Raw genomic sequence first — 16604 nt, 5'->3', positions numbered from 1 at the left:
GGTCGTGCTCTCGGTGCTCGCCCAGATCAGCAAGGTGGTCAAGACGATGCGGCTGGGCGCGAGCGACTACCTGGTAAAGCCGTGCGACCTGAACCGCCTCAAGAGGGTGCTGCGCGACACACTCGCCGCGCGGCCTCCGAAGCAGCCCGTCGACATGCTCCTGGCGCCGGCCGAGGGCTACTGACCCGTCGGGCCTACAGCGCCTTGAGGACCACCAGGGTGATGTCGTCTTCGGCGGGCCGGCCGGCGCTGAACTCCGTCACGGACTCCATGATGGCCTCGAAGATGCCTTCGGCCGACGCCTCCCTGCAGGCGGCGAGCGTCGCGTGCAGCCGCTCGTGGCCGTACAGGTTGTCCTCCGGATCGCGCGCCTCCCAGATGCCGTCCGTGCCGATGATCATCACGTCGCCGCTCTCCATCCGAACCGGGCCGCTGCTCGTGTAGTCCGCTTCCTCGAACAGGCCCGCCGGCAGCGCGGGCGAGCCCAGTTGCTCGGTCCGGCCGCCCGCCCGGCGGATGAGGATCGCCGGGTCGTGCCCCGCCGTCGTCCAGTGCAGCGTCCGCTCCGGTATGTCCACGAGGGCGTAGAAGAGCGTCATGAAGCTCTCGGCCATCGTGTCGTGCACGAGGGAACGGTTCAGCGCGCGGATCGCGGCCGCCGGTTCCCTGGGCGAACTCCCGGCATGCACCCGGAAGACGCTCCGTGCGGAGGCCATCAGAAGCGCCGCCGGGATGCCGTGGCCGCTCACGTCGCCCACGACCAGCCCGAGGGCCTTCAGCCCCATCGGCGCCAGGTCGATGAAGTCGAAGTAGTCGCCGCCGGTCTCGTCGCAGTAGCGGGTCTGTCCGTAGACTTCGAACCCCTCGACCTGCGGGGCCTGGCGCGGCAGGAGGTTCTGCTGGATCTGCATGGCCAGCTCCAGCGAGTGCTTCACCTTGCTGTAGTCCCGAAGCCGGGGCCCCATGCTGTTGAACACCTCTCCGAGTTCCTGAAGCTCGTCCCCCGTCCCGATCGCCACCGACGCATCGTAGTCCCCCTCGGCCAGCTTCTCGGCGGCCCCGGCGAGCTGCCGGATCGGCCCGGAGATCGCCCGGGAGGCGATCAGCGCGATCGCCCCGGCCAGCACGCCGACGCCGGCCAGCAGGAGCCCGGCCCCCCACAAAGCCCGGTCCGTGCGCGCCAGGGCCACTCCCTCCGCCTGCGCCGCCTCGGCCACGATCAGGTCGTGCGGCACGACCACCACAGGGAAGGGTCTCCCCGGGATCGCCGGCCCGCAGGCCCAGAGCGAATCGACTCCACGGTAGTCCATCCGGGCCACGGCCGCCCCGGATTCGCGCGAGGTGCGCAGCATGTCCTGCAGCCTCGCAGGCTGATCCGATTCCAGGTAGAGCAGTTCGAGCGGCGTCTGCCAGTTCCGGCCCTGCCGCTCGTAGTCGCGGTGCACAAGCACCTGGGCCCTCCCGTCCTCCCCGCCCGCACCGTCCAGGACGGCCAGCATGGTCTCCGCCTGCGCCGCCCAGGCCGCCGGCAGCCGCAGGGCGTGGAACAGGCTCCCGAAGGGGACGTCGATGGCCGTCACGCCGGCGAACCGCCCGTCCGGCCCCCGCACCGGCATCGCGACGGTCTGGGTCACGGTCCGGCTCGAAACCTCCGGCATCACCAGCCAGGTCAGGTCCCCGTGGTCGCGTGCGCGCACGTACCATTCGCGGGTGCGGGGGTCGTAGTCCGCCGGGTAGCCGCCGTGCCCCGGATAGCTCGTGTGGAACCCGGCCTCCAGGCTGGTGTACTGCCAGTAGGCCAGGTCGCCCAGGCTGCGGCGGGCAAACGCATAGACCTCCGGCATCGAGGACAGACGCGCCATGTCGTCCGCCAGGGCGCGCGGGGATAGGCCGTCCACCACGAAGTAGACCTGCTCCGCGTAGCTGACGTCGATGGGAACGCGCGCACCGGCGTCGTCCGTGCGGAAGTGCTGCTCCGACCGGCGCACGTCGGCCGGCGGCCGGCCCCCGTCTGCGTAGTCGTCATTGAGGAAGACCCGTGCGTCCGCCGGCGGAGGCGATGCCAGGAGGCGCTCCACCTCGCGCGCCTGGAACCGGACGGCCGTCTCCAGGGCCGCCCGGTCCCTCCGGATGATGGTTCCGTAGTCGAACACGGTCCGGCGGAGCAGGTCCGTGGCCGAGCCGGTCTGCGCCTTCCGCACGCCGCCGGCCAGCCCGTGGCCGAGCTGCAGCATGGCGGAGCGGTGGAAGAGCGCAATGAGCGTGCCCGGCAGCAACGCGGCGACCATCAACAGGATGAACAGCTTCGTGCGGATTCGCATCGGCACGCCCTCCCGTGTTCGATCCTCGGCAGCCGACGCCGGCCGGACCCGCCGGCGCCGCTCCCTCCCGTTTCAGCGCATTTGACGCCGCGCCGCCTCTGACTATACCATACCCGGTGCCTGTCGCGTGCGCACCTGGCGAACCGAACGTGCCCCCGAATGCCGGCGGACTCCATGAATCGAAGCTTCTGCAACACGTGCGACACGCTGGTCGAGGCGACCCATGAACAGCGCGACGGCCGCGTGTACCTGGTGAAGGACTGCCCCGCCTGCGGCCGCACGGAGACGCTGATCTCCTGCGATTCGCAGCGTTACTTCACCAAGCGCAGCCTCGACGGAAAGCACGAGGAACCCGCCGGCTGCATGCTGCAATGCCTCGATTGCGCACGCAAGAACCAGCCAAGTTTCGTCTTCGTGGACATCACGAACCGCTGCAACTCCAACTGCCCGATCTGCATCAACAACACCCCGAGCATGGGGTTCCTGTTCGAACCCCCCATCGACTACTTCGAGAAGATGTTCGCCGAGCTGTCGCAGCTCACGCCCCGGCCGACTGTCCAGTTGTTCGGCGGCGAACCCACGGTGCGCAAGGACCTGTTCGAGATCATCCGCCTGGCCAAGGCGGCGGGCCTGTCCGTGCGCGTCGTCACCAACGGGCTGAGGCTGGCCGACGAGGACTACTGCCGCCGACTCATCGAGACGCGGGCCACCATCCTGTTCGCCTACGACGGCGAGAACCCGGAGACCTACCGCGTCCTTCGCGGCAACGAGAAGTACCTGGAGATCAAGCACAGAGCCCTCGAGAACGTGGCCCGGATCGGCGGCGCGAAGATGGGCATCATGTCCTGCATCGCCAAGGGGTTCAACGACCACCAGGTGGGCGACCTGCTGCGCTTCTGCCATGAGCGCCGCGACTTCATCCGGGGCGTCTACTTCCTGCCCCTGGCCCAGACCTGGTCGCCGGACGTCCTGGACCTCGAGCCCGAGCGGATGACCAACGAGGACATGGAGGTCCTCATCAACAACGCGTTCCCCGACGAACGCGTGGACTTCGTGCCGGCCGGCGTGGTGGGCGAACTCAAGGCCCTGATGGACTGCCTGCACGCCAAGAAGCCCCCGTTCGCCGGCGCCCATCCGAACTGCGAGAGCTTCTACCTACTGATCTCGGACGGAGAGCAGTACGTCCCCCTGAGCCGCTACCTGAAGGGCTCGCTCCCCGACCTGGTCAACGCCCTGTTCGCCGTCGACGCCCGCATGGCGCGCCGTCTGCACCGGATGGCGACCACCCGCCGCGGACGCCTTCTGGCGCGGCTCGGGCTCCGCCGCGGATGGCTGTACGTGCGCGCCCTGCTGGCCCTGGCCGGCGTCGCACGGCGGCACGTCCGCATCGGTGCGCTCCTGAAGGGGCGCGGCCCCGCCAAGCTGTGGCACGCCGCCTGCCTGATGGGCCGCTCGATGGTCCGCCGCGGCCTGCGCCGCGGCGCCGCCAGGCACCTGGTGCCCCAGGCCATGCTGCAGATCATCGTGCTGCCGTTCGAGGACAACCAGACGCTCGAGACGGAACGCCTCGAACGCTGCCCGAACGCGTTCGCGTTCTACGACCCCGAGGCCGGACGCGTCAGCGGGGTGCCCGTCTGCGCATGGAGCCAGCACAAGGTGCCCGTCATGCGCCGCATCTCGGACCACTACGCCCGCGCACAGGCCGCGCCGCCGAACAGCCGCTGACTTGCCTTCGCCCTCGCCCGGCGGCTATGATCGAATTCTGTCACCGGTGCCGGACCGGCCGGCCTCGGTGACAGGCCCTGACATTCCGGAGTTCAACGTATGAACATGTATGCAGGACGGTGGCTGGGCAGGTTCGCACTGGCGCTGGCGCTGGCTGCGGTGCTGGCAGGCTCCCAGGGTTGCGCCGTGGCGGAGTACATGCGCCACCGCGCCGAGGACGCGCTGGAGATGGCGGACGTGGGTCTGACGGTCACCAGCAAGCCGTCCCTCGGCCTCTACTGGAACAGCCTCGACATGCTCGTCGGCGGCTACAGCAAGGTCGACGGCCACTTCGTCGGCCTCGGCGGAGGCCGGATGGGCATCACCCGCCACTACAACCACTGCAGCGGATTCATGGTCTCCCACGAAACGGTCGGTTGGGGCGACGGCTTCGACAAGGACAAGCCCGAGACCCTCTACATGCGGTACGGAGGGCTGCTCGGCCTGGCATCCCTGGGCAACGGGAGCACCCCGGACTACACGCCCGCCTGCGTGCATTTCTTCCCCCACATCGGCTTCGTCGGCTTCGTGTGGAACGTGCGCTGGACGCAGATCCTCGACTTCGCCCTGGGCTGGACGACGCTGGACCTCGCCAACGACGACGGCCACCAGTTCGGCGCCTGGCCGGGCCGCCAACACTCGCGCGACCAACGCACATCGCTTAGCATGTAGGTGTCGGGGCGGACGGAGGCCACTCCACCCGCTGCATTCTGTGCGCCGGGTGCGCGCCCCAGCGCGCATCCGGCGGCTCTGACGTAAACGGTGAACAAGACATGCCCTCGGCCAACTACGGCGTCTGCGAGTCCTGCCGCAAGCGTGTTCCGGCCGAACACGCGATCCGCGACGGCTGCGTCTACCTTCAGAAGGACTGCCCGGACTGCGGCCCCAGCGAGGCGCTGGTCAGCTCGGACGCCGCCGTCTGGCAGCGCAAGCGGGACACCTGCCGCTACAACCCGGACGAACCGCTTCACTGCACGCTCGAGTGCGACCGGTGCGGGCACAACCACCATCCGCGCATGGTGTTCGTCGACGTCACCAACCGCTGCAACATGAACTGCCCGATCTGCATCGCCAACATCCCCGGGATGGGCTTCGAGTTCCACCCGCCGATGAAGTACTTCGAGAACGTCTTCAAGAAGCTCGGCGAGATGGACCCGCCGCCCGTCATCCAGCTCTTCGGCGGCGAGCCGACGGTGCGCGACGACCTGTTCGAGATCATCGACCTGGCACGCGCGAACGGCCTGGACGCCCGCGTCGTCACCAACGGGATCAGGCTGGCCGACGAGGAGTACTGCAAGCGCATCTGCGACTCCCGCGTGCACGTGCTGCTCGGCTTCGACGGAGACGACCCGGCCATCTACGACCGCCTGCGCAAGAACCCGGGCGCCCACGCCAAGAAGGCCCGGGCACTGGAGAACCTCAGAAAGTTCAGCCACCACAAGAACACGATCATGTGCTGCGTCGCCCGCCACATCAACGACAAGCACATGCCCGCCCTGATCCAGTACGTCCACGACAGCAGCGCGTTCATCAAGTGCCTTCACCTGATCCCCCTCACCGAAACGTGGGAGGAAGGCGAGTTCGAGACCGACGTCTCCACGACGATCGAAGACGTCGAACAGATCGTCAACGAGGCGCTGCCGGGCGAGACGGTCGAGTTCCTCCCGATGGGGCTCACAGTGCGGCTCAAGCGCGCCCTGAGCGTGTTCGGCGGCGCGCCTCTGAAGTTCGCCGGCGCGCACCCCAACTGCGAATCGGCCGCCTATCTCGTCTCCGACGGCGAACGCTTCCACGGACTCGGCCGCTACCTCAAGCGCCCCCTGCACGAACTGGCCGGCGAGCTGGTGGACCGCACGCGCGCGCTGGACCCCAGGCTGGACCGCCTGGACCTGAACCGGCGCACGCACAGGATCCGCGCCCGCCTCATGGTCCTGCGGTCCTTTGCACCGGTCGCACTGAAGGGCGTGAACCTGCGGGCCGTCTTCAAGGGCCGCCCCACGCTGCGCATCCTCCGCGTCGTCGGCGGCGTCCTCATGGGCAGGAAGCTCAAGGACCAGCTCCGCAAGCACACGAACGTCCGCCACACGATGCTGATGGTCATCCTGCCCTTCGAGGAATACCACTCGATCGAATCGGCGCGCCTCCAGAGCTGCCCGGCGGCCTTCGGATACGAAGACCCCGACACGGGAGAGGTCAGGACGATCCCCGTCTGCGCCTGGGGGCTCTACAAGAGCGACATTCAGCGCCGAATCGCCGAGAAGTACCGCGCCGAGGCGGCGGCCTCCTGAGCTGCGCCCGCGACCTCGGCCCCCCCGGTCCCTGCGAGTCGAAACGAAGGGCCCGGAACCGGCAAACGCCGCCGGGTGCTTGATTTCTCGCCGCACTTGCCCTACGATATCTCCAAGTGTGTCCTGCAGGCGCCGGGACACGTGGACAGAGTCCGTTGCTGCAAGGAGCAGTGCTATCTCCGAGCTTCGAATCAACCAGCAGATCCGGTCGGACATGGTCCGTCTGATCGGAGTCGACGGCGTCCAGTTGGGCATTATCTCCCTTGAGGATGCGCTGAAGAAGGCGGAGGAAGACGGGATGGACCTCGTGCAGGTCGCCCCGCAGGGCGATCCGCCCGTCTGCAAGCTTCTCGACTACGGGAAGTTCAAATACCGCCAGAAGAAGAAGCGCCAGACGCAGAAGCACCACCGGTCCCGCCTCAAGGGGATGCGGATCGGCTTCGCCAGCGACGATCACGATCTGTCGTTCAAGGCCGAGCGCGTGCGCGAGTTCCTGAAGGAGCATGACAAGGTCGAGATCTTCATGGTGCTTCGAGGCCGGCAGCGCGCCCACATGGACCTGGCCGTCGAAAACATGAAGGAGTTCGCCACCCGGTTCGAGGACATCGCCAAGACGGAGAAGTCCCCGACACGCGCCGGGCCGGGCCGGGTGAGCATGTTGTTGATACCGAAATGACGGGGCGGGGCCGTTCCCCCTGCTCCCTTCCTCGACGGGCACGGTGACACGCGGCCGAGGCCTCGTGCTCTTCGGGCCCTTCTGCGGATTCTCCCGCGGAACCATGCCGGGCGCGCATCGTGTGCTGTCGGTCGGTCGCTCGACGCTCGATACAGAGGGACAAGATGAAGGGCAAGACCCACAAAGGACTGGCCAAGCGTCTGAAAAGAACGGCGTCCGGCAAGGTGCTCCGGAACGCCAGCGGCAAGCGCCACCTGATGAGCACGAAGTCCCCCAAACGGCAGCGTCGCCTTCGAGGCTGGCGCCCGCTGTTCGACGGCGACCGAAAGAGCCTGGAACGGCAGTTCGGCAAGATCTGAGCGGCCCGCCCCAGAGAACCCCTCCGTCACGACACACGGGAATCAACCATGAGAACCAAACGAGGCGTTGTTCGCAAACGGCGCACCAAGCGCCTTCTGAAGGCCGCCAGCGGCTATAGCGGCGGCCGCGGCAAGTTGATGCGCTCGGCCCGGGAAACGCTGCGCCGCGCCTGGTGGTACGGCCGCAGGCACCGCCGTGAAAAGAAGGGCGAGTTCCGCCGCCTCTGGATCACGCGCATCTCGGCCGCCACCCGCATGCGGGGCATGAGCTACAGCCGCTTCGTAGCAGGCCTCAAGAACGCCAATGTCGAGCTGAACCGCAAGGTGCTGGCGGACCTGGCGCTGACCGATGAGCAGGCGTTCGACCGCCTGGTGGAGATGGCCCGGGAGCCCCGCTGACAACGGCTCCCCCTCCGCATCCGCCCCGCGGCTCCCGTGCACGCGTGAACACCACAAGCATGGCCGACACACCCCAGACGATCCTGGACGAAGCCCGCCGGGCGTTGGCTGAAGCCTCCACGCCCGCGGCCGTGGAGGCGCTCCGAGTACGCTACCTCGGCCGCAAGGGCATCCTGGCCGACCTGATGGCCCGCCTCCCCGCCCTGCCCCCTGCCGAACGCCCGGCCGCCGGCCGCAGCGCCAACGAACTGAAGAACGCGCTGACGGCTCTGATCGAGCAGCGGCGAGCCCACGTGGGCGAGAGCCCCCGCCGGGAAGCGCCGCCGCCCGACCCCACGCTGCCCGCCGTCCGCCCCCCGCGCGGCCACGTCCACCCCATCTCGCGCACGATCGATGAGATCGTCGACGCCTTCCGCACCCTCGGCTTCGAAGCCGTGGACGGCCCCGAGGTGGAGCTGGATTACTACAACTTCGAAGCCCTCAACATCCCCGCCGATCACCCCGCGCGCGACGACTGGGACACCTTCTACGTCAACGACCGCGTCCTGCTGCGCCCCCATACGTCCCCCGGCCAGATCCGCGTCATGGAAAGCCGACGGCCCCCCCTGCGCATCATCGTCCCCGGCCGCTGCTTCCGCCGCGACACCGAGGACGCGCGCCACTTCGCCATGTTCCACCAGGTCGAGGGCCTGATGGTCGACGAAGGCGTCCACTTCGGAGACCTCAAGGCCGTCCTTCACATGTTCCTGCGCCAGTTCTTCGGCAAGGACGTGAAGGTCCGCTTCGAACCCGACTTCTTCCCCTTCACCGAACCCAGCGCCCAGGTGAACTGCTCCTGCGTGATGTGCGGCGGCCGGGGATGCCGCACCTGCTCATACTCCGGATGGCTCGAACTGCTCGGTGCCGGCATGGTCGACCCCAACGTGTTCGAGGCCGTCGGCTACGACCCCGAACGCTACACCGGTTTCGCCTTCGGCATGGGCGTCGACCGCCTCGCGATGATCAAGTACGAGATCCCCGACGGCCGCCTGTTCTTCCAGGGCGACGTCCGCTTCCTCAGCCAGTTCTGACCCCAGGAGCCGCGCGCACATGAAGGCGAGCTACCAGTGGCTGAAGGACTATTGCGCCTTCGACCTGCCCGCACACGAACTCTCGGCCCGCCTGAGCCACTCCGGACTCAACGTCGATACCTTCGAGCCCCGCGGCGAGGACTGGATGCTGGACGTCGAGGTCAAGAGCAACCGCCCCGACTGCCTCTGCCACCTGGGCATCGCACGCGAAGCGGCCGCCATCACGGGCGCCCCGTGGCGCCGCCCCGATTTCGAACTCATCGAGGCCGGCCCGCCCGCCTTCGAAGACCGCGCCTCGGTCCGCGTCGACGCGCCTGACCTCTGCCCGCACTACACCGCGCGCGTCATCGCCGGCGTGCGCGTCGGGCCCTCCCCGGCCTGGCTGCAGCAGAGGCTGGAGGTCTGCGGCATCCGCCCGATCAACAACGTCGTCGATGCCACGAACTACGTGATGCTCGAATGCGGACAGCCGCTCCACGCCTTCGACCTCGCCCGGCTGGACGGCGCCGCCGTCATCGTGCGCCGCGCGGCCGCAGGCGAGACGATCACACTCATCGACGGCTCCCGCGTGGAACTGACCGGACAGGAGTGCGTCATCGCGGACCGGACGCGCCCCGTCGCACTGGCCGGCGTGATGGGCGGCCTGGAGTCCGAGATCTCCGACGCCACCGTCGACGTGCTGCTGGAGAGCGCGCGGTTCGACCCCCGCAACAACCGCCGCACGGCCCGCCGACACGGCCTCTCGAGCGATTCGTCCTACCGCTATCAGCGCGGAATCGACCCCGAAATCACCGCTTGGGCCTCGCGGCGCGCCTGCGCACTGATCATGGAACTGGCCGGCGGGCAGCTCCTTTCAGGCAGCGCTCAACTGCGATTCGACACGGCGGAGACGCCCGAGGTGACGCTCCGCGCAGCACGAACCAGGCTCCTGCTGGGCATCGAACTGCCCACGGAAACCGCCGCCCGGATCCTCTCCGGCCTGGGCATCGACGTCCTCGCCCGGGACGGCCGGCAGGTCACCGTGCGCATCCCCAGTTGGCGTTCCGACCTGTCGCGCGAGATCGACCTGATCGAGGAGGTCGCCCGGATCCACGGCTACGACAGGATCGCCGAGACCACCAGCATGCCCGTACGGCCGTCCGCCCCGGACCCGTCACGGACGGCCGAGCGCCGCGCCCGCCTGCTGCTGGCAGGCCAGGGCTTCACCGAAGCGATGACCTACACCCTGATCGCCCCCGACCCGGTCCAGCGCGCCCAGCCGTGGTCCGACGCCGAACCGATCGCCGTCCGCAACCCCGTCACGAACGAACGCTCGCACCTGCGCCAGACGACCATGGCCAACCTGCTCGGCGTCAAAGCGTTCAACGCCGCCCACGGGACGCCCGCAGTGGACCTGTTCGAGCTGGGCCGCGTCCACCTGGGGCAGCCCGACCAGGAACTGCCCCGCGAGATGACGGCACTGGCCGTCCTGACCGACCGCGACGACGGGCTGCGCGTCCTGAAGGGCGTCCTGGCGAACCTGTGCGACGAACTCGGCCTCCAGGAGGACATCGAGGAGGAGGCGGGCGGACGGGGGCCGTTCGACGCCGAGGAGTGCGTGCAGTTCCGCCTGAACGGCAGCCTGCTGGGCGTGGCGGGCGTCGTATCGAGGGCAATCGCCGACCGGCTGGACCTGAACACGCGGCCCGCCCTGATGGAGATCGACCTGCGCCTGCTGACCGACAACGCCCACCTCGCCCGGGCCTATCGGCCGATCCCGACGTACCCGGCCACACGCAGGGACCTGGCCGTCGTCGTGGCCGACAACGTCCGCTGGGCCGACGTGCGCCGGTGCGTGGAGGCCGCCCGGCCGGACGTGCTGGAGGCGGTCGACTACCTCAGCACCTACCGGGGCGAGGCCATCCCCGCCGGGCACAAGAGCCTGGCCCTGGCCCTGACGCTGCGCTGCGCCGACCGCACCATCACCGCCGCCGAAGCCGAACAGGCCCGCGACGTGGTGCTCCATGCCTTGAGCGACCGGCTGGGCGCCCGGCTGCGCTGATCCGGGGGCGTGATTGACACGATGGCGCCCGCACACTACCATACGACCGGCCCGGCCTGAGACCGGGACTCCCGGCCCCCCGTACGCGTGAGGATCATGGACAGCACCCCCGTCATGTTCGAGCAGGTGGCCGTCTTCGGCCCCGGCCTCATCGGCGGCTCGATGGGCCTGGCCATGCGCCGCCGGCAACTGGCGCGGCGGATCCGCGGCATCGGCCGGCGCGCCGAATCCCTCGACCGGGCGCTGGCCGTCGGCGCCATCGACGAGGCCACGCTCGAGCCCGGCCGGGGAGTCCGCGATGCCGACCTCGTCATACTGGCCACCCCCATCCGCGCCCTTCCCGCCATCGCCTCGGCCATCGCCCCCCACCTGAAGCCCGGAGCGCTCGTCACGGACGTGGCCAGCACAAAGGCCGAGGTCGTGCGGACGATCGCCTCGGCCCTCGGCAGCCGTCCGGACGTCGCCTACGTCCCCTCGCACCCGATGGCCGGCAGCGAGCGAAGCGGCCCCGAAGCCGCCGCCGCAGACCTGTTCGAAGGCGCCGTCTGCATCCTCACCGCCGGGGCGGACACCGACCCCGCCGCCGCCGCCGTCGAACGGCTGTGGAAGGCACTCGGCGCCCGCGTCGTGCACATGACGCCCGAGGCCCATGACCGCACCGTCGCACGCGTCAGCCACCTGCCGCACCTGGCCGCCGCCGCGCTGATGGTCGAACTCGACCCCGGGCAGGCAGCCCTCTGCGGCCGCAGCCTGCTGGACACCACCCGCGTCGCCAGCGGCGACCCCGAGATCTGGATCGACATCTGCGCGTCGAACCGGAAACAGGTCCGGCAGGCCGTGCTGGACCACGTCGCCGTGCTCCGGCAGATGGCCGACAGCCTGGCCGCCGGGGACCTGGAACCCCTCCGCCGCCTGCTGGTCGATGCCAGGACTCGGCGCGAGGGCCTCCTGCGCACCCGCCCCACGGCCCCCCCGGACAACACGTGAACACTGGAGCCACGGCGTGAGCCGATCCGCCATGCAATACAGAATCGAAGTCATCCGCAAGCAGGAATGCAGGGACCCCGCCGGCCTCAGCGCCCTGGCCGACATCCGCGACCTCGGGATCCGGGACGTCCGCGACGTGCGCGTTCTGGACGTGTTCCTCGTCGACGGCCGGCTCGATGCCGATCAGATCCACGCCCTCTCCCGCGCGCTGTTCGTCGATCCCATCGTGCAGCAGTACCGCCTCTGCGGACCCGAACAGCCGCGCTGGCCCTGGGCCGAGGACGGAGACGTCCACACCGTCGAGGTGAAACGCCGCCCCGGCGTCATGGACCCCGTTCAGCAGAGCGCCCTCAAGGGCGCCGCCGACCTGGGCCTGGCCGACGACGTCGACTCCATCCGCACGGTACGGCGCTACCTCCTGCGCGGCCGCCTGACCCGCCCGCAGATCGAACGCATCGCCTGGAAGGTGCTGGCCAACAACACCATCGAAGATGTCCACATCGACGAGCCCGCCGCCCTCTACCCCACCCACGAGATCCGCTACGAGTTCGCCCTCCGGACCGTTCCCCTGCGGGACGCCAACGACGCCGAACTCGAACGCATGAGCCGCCAGGGCGTGCTCTCGCTCTCGCTGGAAGAGATGAAGGCCGTTCAGAGCTACTTCCGCAACGAAGGCCGCGAACCGACCGACCTGGAACTGGAGATCCTCGCCCAGACGTGGAGCGAACACTGCGTCCACAAAACGCTTAAAGGCCACATCACCTACGACGGCCCCGTACCCCCCGGATGGGATGAACACCGCGACGACCGGGGCCGCGTCGTGCTCGACAACCTCCTGGCAGCCACCATCGCACGCGCCACGGACGAACTGGACAAGCCCTGGTGCGTCAGCGTCTTCAAGGACAACGCCGGCGTCATCGAGTTCGACGACGAGAACTGCGTCTGCTTCAAGGTCGAAACCCACAACCACCCCAGCGCCATCGAACCCTACGGCGGCGCCAACACCGGCATCGGCGGCGTCATCCGCGACCCGCTCGGCACCGGCCTCGGGGCACGGCCGATCATGAACACCGACGTGTTCTGCTTCGGCCCGCCCGACATGCCGGACGACGAGGTGCCGCCCGGCGCCCTGCACCCGCGGCGCGTCATGAAGGGCGTCGTCGCCGGCGTGCGCGACTACGGCAACCGCATGGGCATCCCCACGGCCAACGGCGCCGTCTACTTCGACCGCCGCTACACGGGCAACCCCCTGGTCTACTGCGGCAACGTGGGCCTGATCCCCCGCAACGCAATCGAGAAGGCCGCCCGCCCCGGCGACCTGGCCCTCGTCATCGGAGGCCGCACCGGCCGCGACGGTATCCACGGCGCCACGTTCTCGTCCGTCGAGTTGACCAGCGAAAGTGAGGACGTCTCCAGCGGATGCGTCCAGATCGGCAACGCCATCACCGAGAAGAAGGTCCTGGACACCCTGCTGAAGGCGCGCGACCTGGGCCTCTACCGCGACATCACCGACTGCGGGGCCGGCGGGCTCAGCTGCGCCATCGGCGAGATGGGCCGCATCACCGGCGTGGACGCCGAAATCCACCGCGTGCCGCTCAAATACGAGGGCCTCTCCTACACCGAAATCTGGGTCTCCGAAGCCCAGGAACGCATGGTGCTCGCCGTGCCCCCGGAGAACCTGGAGGCGATCATGGACGTCTTCGCCGCCGAGGACGTCGAGGCCACCGTCGTCGGGCGCTTCACCGGCGACGGCCGCCTGACCGTCCGCTACGACGGCCGCGTGGTCGCGGACCTGGACATGACGTTCGTCCACGAAGGGCTGCCCCGGTTCCACGGCCAGGCGCGCTGGGAGCCCGTGCTGCGGCCGGACCCGCTCCTGCCCGAGTCCCGGAAGGCGGCAACCCCCGCCGAGTCCGATGCCTGCGACCGCGCGCTGGCCGGCCCCGATGACTGGACGGCCGCCCTGGAGCGGATACTGGCCGCCCCGAACGTCTGCTCCAAGGAATGGATCATCCGCCAGTACGACCACGAGGTCCAGGGACAGACCGTCGTCAAGCCGCTGGTCGGCCCGCTGGCCGACGGCCCCGGCGACGCCTCCGTCCTGACCCCCGTGCTCGGATCCACCCGCGGCATCGCCGTCGCCTGCGGCCTCAACCCCCGCTACGGCGACATCGACGCCTATCACGCCGCCGCCTGCGCCATCGACGAGGCCCTGCGCAACCTGACGGCCGTCGGCGCCCCGATCACCCACACGGCCATCCTGGACAACTTCTGCTGGGGCAACACCCGCCGCCCCGAGCAGCTCGGCACCCTCGTGCGGGCGGCCATGGCCTGCTACGACGCCGCCGTCGGCTTCGGCGTGCCCTTCATCAGCGGCAAGGACAGCCTGAACAACGAGTTCAACACCGGGCAGGAGACCATTGCCATCCCGCCCACCCTGCTCATCAGCGCACTGGCCGTCATGGACGACGTCCGCCGCGCCGTCACCATGGACCTGAAGGAACCCGGCAACCTGGTCTACCTGATCGGGGCCACGCACCCCGAACTCGGCGGGTCGCACTACCTGGAACTCTTCGCCCTGACCGGCAGCAGCGTGCCCCAGGTGCGCGTGGAACGGGCACGGCACACGATGGAGTGCCTGGCGCACGCCATCGGCGACGGCCTCGTGCGCGCCTGTCACGACCTCTCCGAAGGCGGCCTGGCCGTCGCAGCCGCTGAGATGGCGTTCTCCGGGGACATCGGCCTGCAGATCGACCTCGATTCGGTGCCCTACCACGGGCCGGACGACCTCCGGCGCGACAGCGTCCTGCTGTTCAGCGAATCGGCCAGCCGCTTCCTGGCGGAGGTGCGGCCCGAACACGCCGCGGAGTTCGAGGGCCGGCTGGCCGGCGTGCCCCTGGCCACCGTCGGCCGCACGGAGCACTCCCGGGTCCTCACGGTCAACGGCCTGCACGGCACCGTCATCCTGAACGCTTCTCTGGGTCGCCTCAAAGCAGCCTGGAAGACACCCCTCATCTGAAACGGCCGCCCCATCACCGCACGGGCAGCCCCAGGCACACGTGCGCGTGGCGGAGCGCGCGCCCTCCCTGCCCGTCCGTCCGTGTCCGTCCGTGTCCGTCCGTGTCCGTCCGTGCCCGTCCGTGTCCGTCCGTGCCCGTCCGTGTGTGGGCCCAGCGCATGCCCGGCCCGGCGCGTCGGCGGTGTTTCTGCCACCTTTGCGGCCCAGAACTGCCATTTTGACCTTGACAGGCAGCCGGAGGTCCGTTAGAATAGCTGAACTTGCCCGTCTGCCATGAGGCCCGGCAGGCGGTGGGGAAGACGTAAGTGTGGCGTGGGTGCGAACTTGGCATCTGCGCCGGCAAGCATGTTCCGGTCTCGTACCCGCAGGTCGGAAAGCCGCTTCACGGGACGTTCGGAGCGGTGCGGGGAGGGACTTTTTTGTGGTAATGAGCGGTCACCATGCAAGGCAAAGAGATACTGCGCCTGGTCAGCACTCTCCATCGCAACAAGGAGATCGAGGAGGAGCTGATCTTCCAGGCCATCGAAGCCGCACTGGAATCGGCCGCCCGCAAGCACTTCGGCCCCGACGTCGACGTCAGCATCATCATCGACCGGCAGACCGGCAACGTGTCGGCCACGTACGACCAGAAGGTCATCGAGCCGGAGACGCTGGGGCGGATCGCCGCACAGACGGCCAAGCAGGTGTTCATCCAGAAGACGCGCGAGGCCGAGAGCGACACGCTCTGGAAGGAGTACTCCGAGCGGATCGGGACGCTGGTGACCGGGACGGTCCAGCGCTTCGAGGGCGGCTCGATGATCGTCAACCTGGAACGCAGCGAGGGGCTCTGCCCGCGCTCTGAGCAGATCCCCGGTGAACACTACCAGCCCGGCGAACGCATCCGCGCCATCATCGTGGACGTGCGCAAGGTCAACAGCCTCGTGCGCATCCTGCTCTCGCGCGCCAGCCCGGACTTCATCCGGCGCCTCTTCGAGCTGGAAGTCCCGGAGGTCGCAGAGGGCGTCGTCCAGATCAGGAAGATCGCCCGCGAGCCCGGCCTGCGCACGAAGGTCGCCGTGATCAGCACCGACCCGCGGGTCGACTGCATCGGCGCCTGCGTCGGCGTGCGCGGCACCCGCATCAAGAGCATCATCGACGAGGTCAAGGGCGAGAAGATCGACATCATCCCCTGGAGCGACGCTCCCGAGACGATGATCGCCGACAGCCTGCGGCCCGCCGAGATACTGCAGATCACCCTGGAAGAGGGAGAACACACCCGGCGGGCGACCGTCGTGGTCCCCGAGGATCACCTCTCCCTGGCGATCGGGTGGAAGGGCCAGAACGTCCGGCTCGCCGTCAAGATGACGGGCTGGGACATCGACATCGAGCCGCCGGAGCGCCCGGCCGGCGAGCAACAGGAAAGCGAGGCCGCCGAGGAGTCGCCGGCCCCCCCCGAGTACCGGGCAAGCGAAGAGGCCCTGGCCGAGGCCGAGGAGGACGCGGACCCGAATCCGACCGCAGAGGAGACGCCCGCACAGCCGGAGACGGGCGCGGCACAGGACGCCACAGGCACGGGGACGGAGCCCGGCCCCCCGCCCTCGGACGACGCGCAGCACACGATGGAAGCGCCGGACCCCACAGACAGTTGAGGAACGCACGGCTCAAGAGCGTCCGGCGTCCATCGAAGAACACGGCCGGTCC

The 16604-nt window shown here is 69.1% G+C and carries 13 protein-coding genes; 12 read left to right on the top strand and 1 reads right to left on the bottom strand.

From position 1 onward, the window contains the following. Window positions 1-184 (top strand): hypothetical protein (locus GXY85_09605; GenBank protein NLW51078.1); only part of this gene is annotated, 184 nt, incomplete at its 5' end. 10 nt (window positions 185-194) lie between these two features. On the opposite strand, the gene GXY85_09600 is transcribed toward GXY85_09605, so the two are convergent. Continuing rightward, window positions 195-2321 (bottom strand): SpoIIE family protein phosphatase, encoded by a 2127-nt coding sequence (locus tag GXY85_09600; GenBank protein NLW51077.1) that lies wholly within the window; start codon window positions 2319-2321, stop codon window positions 195-197. Window positions 2322-2495: 174 nt separating this feature from the next. On the opposite strand from GXY85_09600, the gene GXY85_09595 reads away from it, so the two are divergent. From GXY85_09595 to nusA, 11 genes are all read left to right on the top strand, one after another. Further along, a complete protein-coding gene (locus GXY85_09595; GenBank protein ID NLW51076.1) occupies window positions 2496-4046 on the top strand; it encodes a radical SAM protein in 1551 nt (516 codons plus the stop codon). Window positions 4047-4145: 99 nt separating this feature from the next. Next, window positions 4146-4757 (top strand): hypothetical protein, encoded by a 612-nt coding sequence (locus GXY85_09590; protein NLW51075.1) that lies wholly within the window; start codon window positions 4146-4148, stop codon window positions 4755-4757. Window positions 4758-4858: 101 nt separating this feature from the next. Beyond that, window positions 4859-6373 carry a radical SAM protein gene (locus tag GXY85_09585; GenBank protein NLW51074.1) on the top strand — a complete coding sequence of 505 codons (1515 nt, stop codon included), beginning with the start codon at window positions 4859-4861 and terminating at the stop codon, window positions 6371-6373. A 214-nt stretch (window positions 6374-6587) separates the two neighbouring features. Further along, a complete protein-coding gene (gene infC, locus GXY85_09580) occupies window positions 6588-7049 on the top strand; it encodes a translation initiation factor IF-3 (GenBank protein NLW51073.1) in 462 nt (153 codons plus the stop codon). Between the two features lie 164 nt (window positions 7050-7213). Continuing rightward, complete coding sequence (gene rpmI, locus GXY85_09575) at window positions 7214-7408, top strand: 50S ribosomal protein L35 (protein ID NLW51072.1); 195 nt, start codon at window positions 7214-7216, stop codon at window positions 7406-7408. 48 nt (window positions 7409-7456) lie between these two features. Beyond that, window positions 7457-7807, top strand: coding sequence for a 50S ribosomal protein L20 (gene rplT, locus GXY85_09570; GenBank protein ID NLW51071.1), 351 nt, complete (start codon window positions 7457-7459; stop codon window positions 7805-7807). Between the two features lie 59 nt (window positions 7808-7866). After that, window positions 7867-8877, top strand: a complete 1011-nt coding sequence (gene pheS / locus GXY85_09565; GenBank protein NLW51070.1) for a phenylalanine--tRNA ligase subunit alpha — start codon at window positions 7867-7869, stop codon at window positions 8875-8877. Window positions 8878-8896: 19 nt separating this feature from the next. Further along, window positions 8897-10918 carry a phenylalanine--tRNA ligase subunit beta gene (gene pheT / locus GXY85_09560; protein NLW51069.1) on the top strand — a complete coding sequence of 674 codons (2022 nt, stop codon included), beginning with the start codon at window positions 8897-8899 and terminating at the stop codon, window positions 10916-10918. Window positions 10919-11014: 96 nt separating this feature from the next. Then, window positions 11015-11905 carry a prephenate dehydrogenase/arogenate dehydrogenase family protein gene (locus tag GXY85_09555; GenBank protein NLW51068.1) on the top strand — a complete coding sequence of 297 codons (891 nt, stop codon included), beginning with the start codon at window positions 11015-11017 and terminating at the stop codon, window positions 11903-11905. A gap of 31 nt (window positions 11906-11936) precedes the next feature. Continuing rightward, complete coding sequence (gene purL, locus GXY85_09550) at window positions 11937-14924, top strand: phosphoribosylformylglycinamidine synthase subunit PurL (GenBank protein NLW51067.1); 2988 nt, start codon at window positions 11937-11939, stop codon at window positions 14922-14924. 440 nt (window positions 14925-15364) lie between these two features. Then, entirely contained in the window at window positions 15365-16552 is a 1188-nt protein-coding gene (gene nusA, locus GXY85_09545) for a transcription termination factor NusA (GenBank protein ID NLW51066.1), read from the top strand. The last annotated feature ends 52 nt before the right edge of the window (window positions 16553-16604 follow it).

It is taken from the genome of Candidatus Brocadiaceae bacterium, from assembly GCA_012728835.1.
Classification (GTDB): domain Bacteria; phylum Planctomycetota; class Brocadiia; order SM23-32; family SM23-32; genus JAAYEJ01.
The sequence above is the reverse complement of the archived record's forward strand: the minus strand, read 5'-3'. Positions and strand labels throughout refer to the sequence as shown.